The following is a 9,683-nucleotide window of genomic DNA, read 5'->3' on the forward strand; positions in this document are numbered from 1 at the left end:
ACTCCCCCTCGGGGGAGTAAAAGCATAAAACCCTAAGATCTGAAGATAATAATCTATCATGTTCAAAGTGGTGCACTTAACTTTACAACTGAGGGAAAATATAAATGAATAAAGAGTTGTTATTTGGGGTTGAAAACCGTTGCATTTACTGGTATATTGTACTCATAATTATATGAATGGAAGCGCTTCCGTCCAGTAATTGAAAAGAATATAGGAGGGATTTTTTGTATTCATTTATTGGCGGGATTATACTATTATTTTTAGGTTATTATTTTTATTCAAAAGTTATTATTAAAAATTTTGGAGTGGAACCGGAACGTCAGACCCCAGCTTATGTGTTGGAAGATGGCAGTGACTTTGTTCCAATGTCAAAAAACAAGAATTGGCTGATTCAATTATTGAATATTGCAGGAACAGGTCCGATTTTTGGTCCTATTATGGGAGCACTATATGGTCCAGTAGCTTTTATTTGGATTGTCATTGGAAATATTTTCGCAGGGGCCGTGCATGATTATTATCTTGGAATGATTTCATTAAGAAATAACGGGGCACATTTACCAGAACTTTCGGGAAAATACTTAGGAAAAGGCATGAAACACGTTGTAAATATCTTTACAGCTCTCTTACTCTTGTTAGTAGGGACAGTTTTTGTTACGTCACCTGCTTCACTATTAGAAGAAGTAACGAATGGCTTCCTTGGTCATTGGGGATGGGTCATTTTAATATTTATGTATTATTTCCTCTCGACCATCTTACCTATTGATAAAGTAATTGGGCGAATTTATCCCATATTTGGGGCTATTTTATTGCTAGCTTGTGCAGGAGTAGGAATTACTTTATTTACCAGTGGAAATATAGAGAATGTTCCTGAGTTAAACTTACAAAATATGCATCCTGATAATCTATCTGTTATTCCAGGGTTATTTTTTACGATTTCTTGTGGAGCGATGTCTGGTTTTCATGCGACGCAAAGTCCGATTATATCAAGAACTGTTGAAAAAGAAGGAGAAGGACGTTTTGTCTTCTATGGGGCAATGATTGCTGAAGGAGTTATTGCAATGATCTGGGCAGCAGCGGCTATGGCCTTGTTTGATGGACAAACATTGAGTCAAATTATTGCTCAAGGAACAGCTTCTGCTGCAGTTAGCGAAATTTCTCTTAAATTACTAGGCTCTGTTGGTGGAACTATTGCCATTTTAGGGGTCATTGTTTTGCCGATTACTTCAGGAGACACAGCATTCCGAAGCTTAAGAATGGTGATTGCTGATTATCTTAAAATCGATCAAAAAAGCTATAACAAACGATTCCTTATTGCTATTCCGATTTTTATTATTAGTGGGGCGTTGATGTTTATTGATTTTAACCTTTTATGGCGCTACTTCAATTGGGCTAACCAAGCTACAGCAGTGATCGCTCTGTTCGTTAGTTCAGCTTATTTATTCTTAAAAAAGCGAAATTACTTTGTAACGCTTATACCAGGAGTGTTTATGTTATATATGGTGATTTTGTATCTCTTAACCGAAAAAATCGGCTTTGGCTTAGATATGAAACTTTCATATTATATTAGTATAGTAATAGTTGGAATGATATTAGTAGCCTTTGCTTATCAAATGAAAAAAATGTCAGAGTCCATAACGCCAGATAGTGACTTGCTCAATGATCAAAAAGATATCGCTGATTTATATCCAGAGCTAGTCATTCATAAATAATGATGATAAAAATACATCCTTTCTTTTTTAAAGTAAAGGGTGTATTTTTTAATGCTCTGATTTTTATAGCGATTGATTGAAGCATTAAAAATATCTTCTAAACGTTTGCATTATATTGCCTTTTGTCAAAAAATATTTGAAACTATAGCATTGAAGCATTATAGTATTCAAGTATAGAATATATTTATTAATTCCTTTGTTTACAGCGAAAAGGTAAGGATGGATGTTATGAATAAAAAAAGTTCTCCTTTTATAATTGCTATAGCAGGTGTTTCCGGTAGTGGAAAAACTACTATAACAAAAATTTTAGTTCAGAAATTGCCAAATGCTAAAGCTCTTTATTTTGATGATTACGATTTTGATGGCCCGGAGAATATTATACGCTGGGTGGAAAATGGTTCTGATTATAATTTGTGGGATCTAAGTCCTCTTTTAAAAGATTTAGAAGCATTATGTATTCAACAACTTAATTACATCGTCTTAGATTTTCCTTTTGCTTATAAGCATTTAAAAATGAGTGACCTGATTGATCTGGCTGTGTTTATTGACACCCCTTTAGATGTTGCTTTAGCTCGCCGTATGATTAGAGACTTTCAAGATTGTTCGACGAAAGATATTCTGTCAGATATGGAGAATTATATTTTACAAGGTAGAAAAGGTTATATTGAAATGCTAGATACTATTAAACCTAATTCGGATGTGATGATTGACGGAACACAATCCATATTAAACATTGTAGATGACATATGTGAACAGCTAGTATAATTTTCACTTTTTTACTAGTCGGTTTTTATTTGACTTTTTTTACACAAAACATTATAGTATTCAAGTATAGGACATGTTTATTAATTCTTTTGTTTACAGCGACGCACAGATGGTGAGATGTGCGAACAATCCTTAATAAAAGCTCCCTATGATAAAAAATAATAGTTAAATAGAAAATCGTATGAGAAATCATACCGCAAGTAATGTGTTAAATTACATCAAAGAGGTAATGAACGAGTAATGTCATTGCAATCAAGGTGGTACCGCGTAGAGTCGTCCTTGTCGCAATGAGATTACTCGTTTTTTGTTTTAAAAAATTAAATCAAAGAGATTGAGGAGAAAAAGATGAAAAAATTAACTAGTTCAGAAATTCGTTCAATGTTTCTTGAATTTTTTGAAGAAAAAGGACACAAAGTAGAAAAAAGTGCTTCATTAGTTCCAGTGGATGATCCTAGTTTATTATGGATTAACTCAGGAGTAGCTACATTTAAAAAATATTTTGACGGTTCAGTTATTCCAGAAAATCCACGCATTACAAGTTCACAAAAAAGTATTCGTACCAATGATATTGAAAATGTTGGGCTAACAGCACGCCATCATACGATGTTTGAGATGTTGGGTAACTTTTCAATTGGTGATTATTTTAAAGAAGAAGCGATTGAATGGGCTTGGGAATTTTTAACGGATGAGAAATGGTTAGCACTAGATCCAGAAAAACTTTACGTAACTGTCCATTCAGATGATGAAGAAGCGCGTGAAATTTGGGAAGAAAAAATTGGTCTTCCAAAAGAACACGTTTTAGATGAAGACGAAAACTTCTGGGATATTGGAGTAGGTCCTTCTGGTCCGCAAACTGAAATATTTTACGATCGTGGACCAGAAAATAATGATTTACCTGCAGACCATCCAGAGAGTTATCCAGGGGGCGAGAATGAACGCTGGCTTGAAATATGGAACCTTGTCTTCTCACAGTTTAATCATCTTCCTGATGACACTTATGAGCCGTTACCTAATAAAAATATTGATACGGGGATGGGCTTGGAGCGTATTGTTTCTGTAATACAAGATACACCCACAAACTTTGAAACAGATTTATTTATGCCACTTATTCGTAAAGTAGAAGAAATTTCTGGCGTCGAATATGAAACGGCTGGCGAACTTAAACAAAGTTTCAAAGTGATTGCTGATCACATTCGGGCAGTTACCTTTGCAATTGCAGACGGAGCATTGCCTTCAAATGAAGGAAGAGGGTATGTTTTACGTCGTTTAATTCGTCGAGCTGTGATGCATGGACGTAAGTTAGAAATTAATAAACCATTCTTAACAGAATTAGTTCCAGTGGTTGGTGAAATTATGGGAGATTTTTATCCTAATGTAATCACACAAGAAGCTTTTGTTATTCAAGTGATTCAACAGGAAGAAAATCGATTCCATGAAACATTAACAGAAGGATTAGAACATTTAGTCGAAGTTTTTGAGCAATTAACTAATAAAGGGGAAGTTCAAGTTACTGGGAAAGATGCCTTTTTACTTTATGATACATTTGGTTTTCCAGTTGAATTGACCGAAGAGTATGCACAGGAACGAGGCTTCACAACAGATATTGAAGGTTTTTCAAAAGAAATGGAAAAACAACGTGAACGTGCTCGTGCAGCTCGTGGAGATGACCAATCAATGAAAGCTCAATCTGGCGTTCTTTCAGAATTAGAGGTTGATAGTGAGTTTGTGGGATACACAGACCTTAAAGTTACTAGTCGTCTACAAGCTATTATTTGTGAAGATATTTTTGTGGATGAAGTCGATGGGAAAAGAAAAGCTCAATTAGTCTTTGAAACGACTCCATTTTATGCTGAAAAAGGTGGACAAGTAGGTGATAGTGGAATTATCCGTGACTCTGATGGAAATTTAGTTGGGAGAGTAGTAGATACTCAAGTAGCTCCTGCTGGACAAAACCTACACTTTGTGGAGACTGTTGAGCCGTTAAAAGTAGGCGATGAATATCGATTGGAAGTAAATATCCTTCGTCGGATGCTTATTGAAAGAAACCATACAGCGACACACTTATTGCATCAAGCTTTAAAAGATGTTGTAGGTCAACATGTTAACCAAGCCGGTTCATTAGTAACAGCAGATTATCTGCGATTTGACTTCACACATTTAGAACAAGTAACCAATGAACAATTAGAAAAAATCGAAAATATTATTAATGAGAAAATTTGGGAAGCTCATCCAGTTGAAACGACTGTGACAACCATTGATAAGGCAAGAGAGATGGGAGCTATGGCCTTGTTTGGTGAAAAATATGGAGATGTCGTACGAGTTGTTTCTATTGATGACTATTCAATCGAATTATGTGGGGGAACGCATGTTAAAAACACCTCAGATATTGGTTTGTTTAAAATAACGACAGAATCTGGGATTGGAGCAGGTGTCCGTCGAATCGTGGCTCGCACAAGTGAGGGTGCTATGAAATGGGTGGAGGATCAGTTAGAAATTTTATCTCAGACAGCTCAATTGACAAAAGCACAAACTATCGAACGGGTCACAGAACGCGTGAAATCTCTCTTTAATGAATTGCAAGAGTTGCGTAGAGAAAATGAGTCGCTCTATGCTAGATTAGCTAATGAACAAGCAAGTAATCTCTTTGACGATCCAGAAACAATTGGAGGTTTTACGATCATTGCTGAACAAGTAGAAGCAAAAGATATGGATCAACTCCGACAAATGGCCGATAAATGGAAAGCAAATAATTCTTCGGATGTACTAGTATTGGCGCTGACTTTAGATGGTAAAGTAAATATGCTAACCGCTATGAGTGATAAAGCTCTGTCATCTGGTCTTAAAGCGGGCGATTTAATTAAACAGATTGCACCTAAAATAGGTGGGGGCGGTGGGGGTCGTCCTGAAATGGCTCAAGCAGGAGGTAAAAACCCAGCTGGTATTCAAGAAGCATTAAAAACAGCAAAGGAATGGCTAATGAATGTATAAAGAATAAAAAAGTGTTAAAATTAATTCATATACTTTCAATAATCATTGAAGAAAACTCTGCTTTTAGGTAAGATAAGTGAGAGAAAATAGAATAGGAATAGATGGGGGATTTTCAATGAGTAATGATGAACGCACGGTACGTTTTGATGGGAAAAATAACGAACCAAATAATGTATCTAAAATGCTTCAGCAAGTCTACCAAGCTTTAGAAGAAAAAGAGTATAATCCAATTAACCAAATAGTTGGATACTTGTTATCTGGTGACCCTGCTTATATACCACGACATAATGATGCTAGAAATTTAATTCGTCGTTTTGAACGAGATGAAATTTTAGAAGAATTATTAAAAAATTATCTGGAAAGCGATGAAAATTGAACAGAATATTAGGGTTAGATGTTGGAACTAAAACAGTAGGTGTAGCAGTTAGTGATCCTTTTGGGTGGACAGCTCAAGGGTTAGAGATCATTCAAATTGATGAAGCCAATGAAGAATTTGGACTAATTCGTTTGGAAGAGATTATTCGAGAGTATGAAGTTAAGAAAGTAGTAATTGGCCTACCTAAAAACATGGATGGGACTTTAGGCGATCGAGCAAAAGCCTCTCAAAATTATGGAGAACTAGTAACGAAGACGTTTAATCTACCTATTGAATACGAAGATGAGCGTCTAACTACTGCCCAAGCCAATCGTATGATGATTGAAGAGGGCGATGTATCACGAAAAAAACGAAAAAAAGTCATTGATAAAATTGCTGCAATGATGATTTTACAAAATTATCTAGATAGAAAAGACAAATTAAAGGAGGCTCATCATGACAGATAATCATACACATGACCATGATCACGATCATGAACACGACCATAATCATGATTCAGAACATGAATATATTACTTTAGTGGATGAAGAGGGGAATGAAGATTTATATCAAATTCTTTTAACCTTTGAATCTGAAGAACACGAAAAAAGTTATGTTCTTGTACATCCAGTAAGCACGGAAGATGAAGAAGTTGAAATCTTTGCATTTTCTTACACAGAATCTGATGGAGGCTTAGAAGGACAACTCAATGATATCGAAACAGAAGAAGAATGGGATATGATTGAAGAAGTACTTGGTGCTTTCATAGAAGAAGAGGAAGAAGAAGAAGAATAATCAAATCAATGAAGGATGGAAATTCCATCCTTTTTTTGATATGTCCCCCTTTTTTATGGTATCTTATTCAGGTATAATGTATCTTAATATATTTAAAGGACTGAAAATATTTGAATGAGAGGCATAAAGATAGGACAGTACGTAAAATAATTATTCGAATGAGTATTGTTTTTTTAATTGCAATTATTGTTCTTGCATTTACGGGTTATCAGTATATAAATAAAGGACTCAATCCAATAGATGCAGAGAGTGAAGAAGTCATTGAGGTTGAAATACCTAGTGGGTCTACTCGTAGAGATATTGCTAATATTTTAGAAAAGAATGAACTGATTAATAGTTCATTGATTTTTGACTTTTATGCTCGATTTAGCGAGGATAATCATTTCCAAGCAGGTACTTACTTAATGTCACCATCGATGTCGGTGAAGGAAATAGCAAAGTATTTAAATGAAGGAGGGACTCCCATCATGGATCAACCTACTTTTTCTCTTACTATCCCGGAAGGATTTAATATCGAAGAGATAGCCCAACGAATAGAGGAAAATACGGATTTTTCACATGATGCATTTATGGAGCTTGTCCAAGATGCCGACTTTATTGAGCAAATGGCGGAGAAATATCCTGATTTATTAACCGATGCCTTAGCCGCTGAAGATACTCGTTATGTACTTGAAGGGTATTTATTTCCAGCCACTTATGATATTTTTGAAAACACCAAATTAGAAGATACAGTGGAACAAATGATTTCACGGATGAACCAAGTGATTCAACCTTATTTAGAATCTATTTCTGAAATGAACTTAAACATCCACGAAATCCTAACACTCGCTTCTTATATTGAAAAAGAAGGTGTTTCTGAAGAAGATCGTTTGCTGATTTCTGGCGTATTTTATAATCGGTTAGAAGAGGGAATGCCTTTGCAGACAGATCCAAGTGTGAGTTATGCTTTAGGTGAACATCGAGAATCTACAACCTATAAAGATTTAGAAGTTGATTCGCCTTATAATACGTATAAATATAGCGGAATAGGTGCTGGACCAATTGGGAGCCCTTCTGAGGGAGCGATAGACGCCAGCGTTCATCCTGCAGAAACAGATTATATGTACTTCTTAGCAGATATTCATACTGGAAATATCTATTATGCTGAAGATTATGAAGAACATCTTCGATTAAAAGAAGAACATATAGGGAATAATTAATAACTAAAAAGAGAAAAGCATTGAAAGTAAATTTTCAATGCTTTTCTAATGATTCATAAGAAAAGATAAACTAGTTCCTAATAGACCTACGGGAAATACTGTGTCTGTCTTCGTTTATAAAACTCGTCAGTCAGTGAATTTCCTTAGAAAATGCAGAAAGAGGAAACGATAATGAATTCACAACATCGACCTATTATTATAGGAGTGGCCGGTGGTTCAGGCAGTGGAAAAACAACGGTTTGCAATAAAATATACGAATATTTTTCTGGAAAATCAATTGCAATGGTGGAGCATGATTCTTATTATCGAGACCAAAGCGATATCTCATTTGAAGAGCGTTTAGAAACGAACTATGATCATCCTTTTGCTTTTGATACGGACTTAATGGTTGAGCAATTAACTCAATTGCAAAATAATGAAAGTATTGAAGTTCCCGTTTATGATTATGCTCGGCATACGCGTAGTGATAAAACAATCCACGTAGAACCTCAAGATGTAATCATTGTAGAGGGGATTTTGATCTTAGAAGATGAACGGTTACGTGATTTAATGGATATTAAAATTTATGTCGATACGACTTCGGATCTGCGCATTATTCGTCGGATTCAAAGAGATATGAAAGAACGCGGACGTTCATTAGATAATATTATTCATCAGTATCTATCCGTTGTGCGAGAAATGCATGAACAATTTGTCGAACCTTCTAAAAAATATGCCGATATCATCATTCCTGAAGGGGGACACAATAAAGTGGCGATTGATCTTGTGGTCACAAAAATACGCATGATTTTCCATGAACGAGGGATTGATTAATAGAAATGTTTCGGACAATTAAATATTTCGCTTTACAATTATTGTTTTTCATGTTAACTTATTTACATTGAAAAATAGAAAACGCTACAAAATCAAATAAATAGCAAATAATGATGTCACTTCACGGTGGCATCATTGTATTATTTTAAAAACGTTTAATATAAACAAAAAAACTATTAAAAGAATTAGGAGTAATGTGTGATGCAAGAAAAGAAATTTCCAATGACCGTTGAAGGTAAAGAAAAATTAGAAAATGAACTGAATGAATTAAAAACCACCAAACGTAAAGAAGTTGTAGAACGGATTAAAGTTGCACGTGGTTTTGGTGACTTATCTGAAAACTCAGAGTATGAGTCAGCAAGAGAAGAACAAGCCTTTATTGAAGGGCGTATTCAAAAAGTAGAGCATATGTTACAACATGCAGAGATTATTAGTTCCAATGATTACGCTGAGGGAGAAATTGCACTCGGTCGTACAGTATTATTTAAAGAATTGCCAGATGGTTTTGAAGAAAAATATAAGATCGTCGGAGCTGCAGAAGCGGATCCTTTTGAAGGTAAAATTTCAAACGAATCACCTATTGCAAAAGCACTGATTGGAAGAACAGCTGGGGATAAAGTAATGATTGAAACACCCGGTGGAGATATGAACGTAGAAATTCTACAAGTAAATTAATAAATAGCTATGTTTAAAAGGACAAAACTTCCGAGTTTTGTCCTTTTTTGGTGCGCCCGGCATGGGTAACAACTTGGTGGTGAAAGTCCACTCCAGACTTTGCAGTAGGAACTGTTAGCCAAAGACAAGGGTGTCCACCGCGAGGTGGAATCCGAAGGAAGTCGGCGGCAAACACTCGCACTGACGAACAGAAACTTCATATCAAGGCTGAACAGGGACGGACGAGCTTGCCAAACAAAGTAAAGTCCGATACTGCACGAATCCCACACAGTAAATGAAGCAGTGACATGAGTGGAAGGTTGTTATTCTTACCCGGGGAGGTCTCTTTCTCTACATCAAACCTTTTCAGCAATGGAAAGCTGGGGAAAGAGAAGTCAGCAGACG

The 9,683-nt window shown here is 35.6% G+C and carries 9 protein-coding genes; all 9 read left to right on the forward strand.

Going from position 1 to position 9,683, the window contains the following annotated elements; all coding sequences use genetic code 11:
* Positions 1 to 224: 224 nt before the first annotated feature.
* The 9 genes from BUB96_RS09930 to greA all read left to right on the forward strand — a co-directional run bounded on the left by BUB96_RS09930 (position 225) and on the right by greA (position 9,299).
* On the forward strand, positions 225 to 1,709 hold the full coding sequence (locus BUB96_RS09930) for a carbon starvation CstA family protein (RefSeq protein WP_073298668.1): 1,485 nt from the start codon (positions 225 to 227) through the stop codon (positions 1,707 to 1,709).
* A 228-nt stretch (positions 1,710 to 1,937) separates the two neighbouring features.
* Positions 1,938 to 2,474, forward strand: coding sequence for a nucleoside/nucleotide kinase family protein (locus BUB96_RS09935; RefSeq protein ID WP_073298669.1), 537 nt, complete (start codon positions 1,938 to 1,940; stop codon positions 2,472 to 2,474).
* Between the two features lie 345 nt (positions 2,475 to 2,819).
* Positions 2,820 to 5,462 carry an alanine--tRNA ligase gene (gene alaS / locus BUB96_RS09940; RefSeq protein ID WP_073298670.1) on the forward strand — a complete coding sequence of 881 codons (2,643 nt, stop codon included), beginning with the start codon at positions 2,820 to 2,822 and terminating at the stop codon, positions 5,460 to 5,462.
* A gap of 115 nt (positions 5,463 to 5,577) precedes the next feature.
* Entirely contained in the window at positions 5,578 to 5,838 is a 261-nt protein-coding gene (locus BUB96_RS09945; protein ID WP_073298671.1) for an IreB family regulatory phosphoprotein, read from the forward strand.
* Positions 5,835 to 6,284, forward strand: a complete 450-nt coding sequence (ruvX, locus tag BUB96_RS09950) for a Holliday junction resolvase RuvX (RefSeq protein WP_073298672.1) — start codon at positions 5,835 to 5,837, stop codon at positions 6,282 to 6,284. The genes BUB96_RS09945 and ruvX overlap by 4 nt, the downstream gene beginning before the upstream one ends.
* Entirely contained in the window at positions 6,274 to 6,612 is a 339-nt protein-coding gene (locus tag BUB96_RS09955) for a DUF1292 domain-containing protein (protein WP_073298673.1), read from the forward strand. Before ruvX ends, BUB96_RS09955 begins: the two co-directional genes overlap by 11 nt.
* 110 nt (positions 6,613 to 6,722) lie before the next feature.
* Positions 6,723 to 7,811 carry an endolytic transglycosylase MltG gene (mltG, locus tag BUB96_RS09960; protein WP_234945840.1) on the forward strand — a complete coding sequence of 363 codons (1,089 nt, stop codon included), beginning with the start codon at positions 6,723 to 6,725 and terminating at the stop codon, positions 7,809 to 7,811.
* 171 nt (positions 7,812 to 7,982) lie between these two features.
* Complete coding sequence (gene udk / locus BUB96_RS09965) at positions 7,983 to 8,624, forward strand: uridine kinase (protein ID WP_073298675.1); 642 nt, start codon at positions 7,983 to 7,985, stop codon at positions 8,622 to 8,624.
* A 201-nt stretch (positions 8,625 to 8,825) separates the two neighbouring features.
* Positions 8,826 to 9,299, forward strand: a complete 474-nt coding sequence (gene greA, locus BUB96_RS09970; protein ID WP_073298676.1) for a transcription elongation factor GreA — start codon at positions 8,826 to 8,828, stop codon at positions 9,297 to 9,299.
* The last annotated feature ends 384 nt before the right edge of the window (positions 9,300 to 9,683 follow it).

It is taken from the genome of Atopostipes suicloacalis DSM 15692 (assembly GCF_900129085.1).
In the GTDB taxonomy this organism is placed as follows: Bacteria; Bacillota; Bacilli; order Lactobacillales; family Carnobacteriaceae_A; genus Atopostipes; species Atopostipes suicloacalis.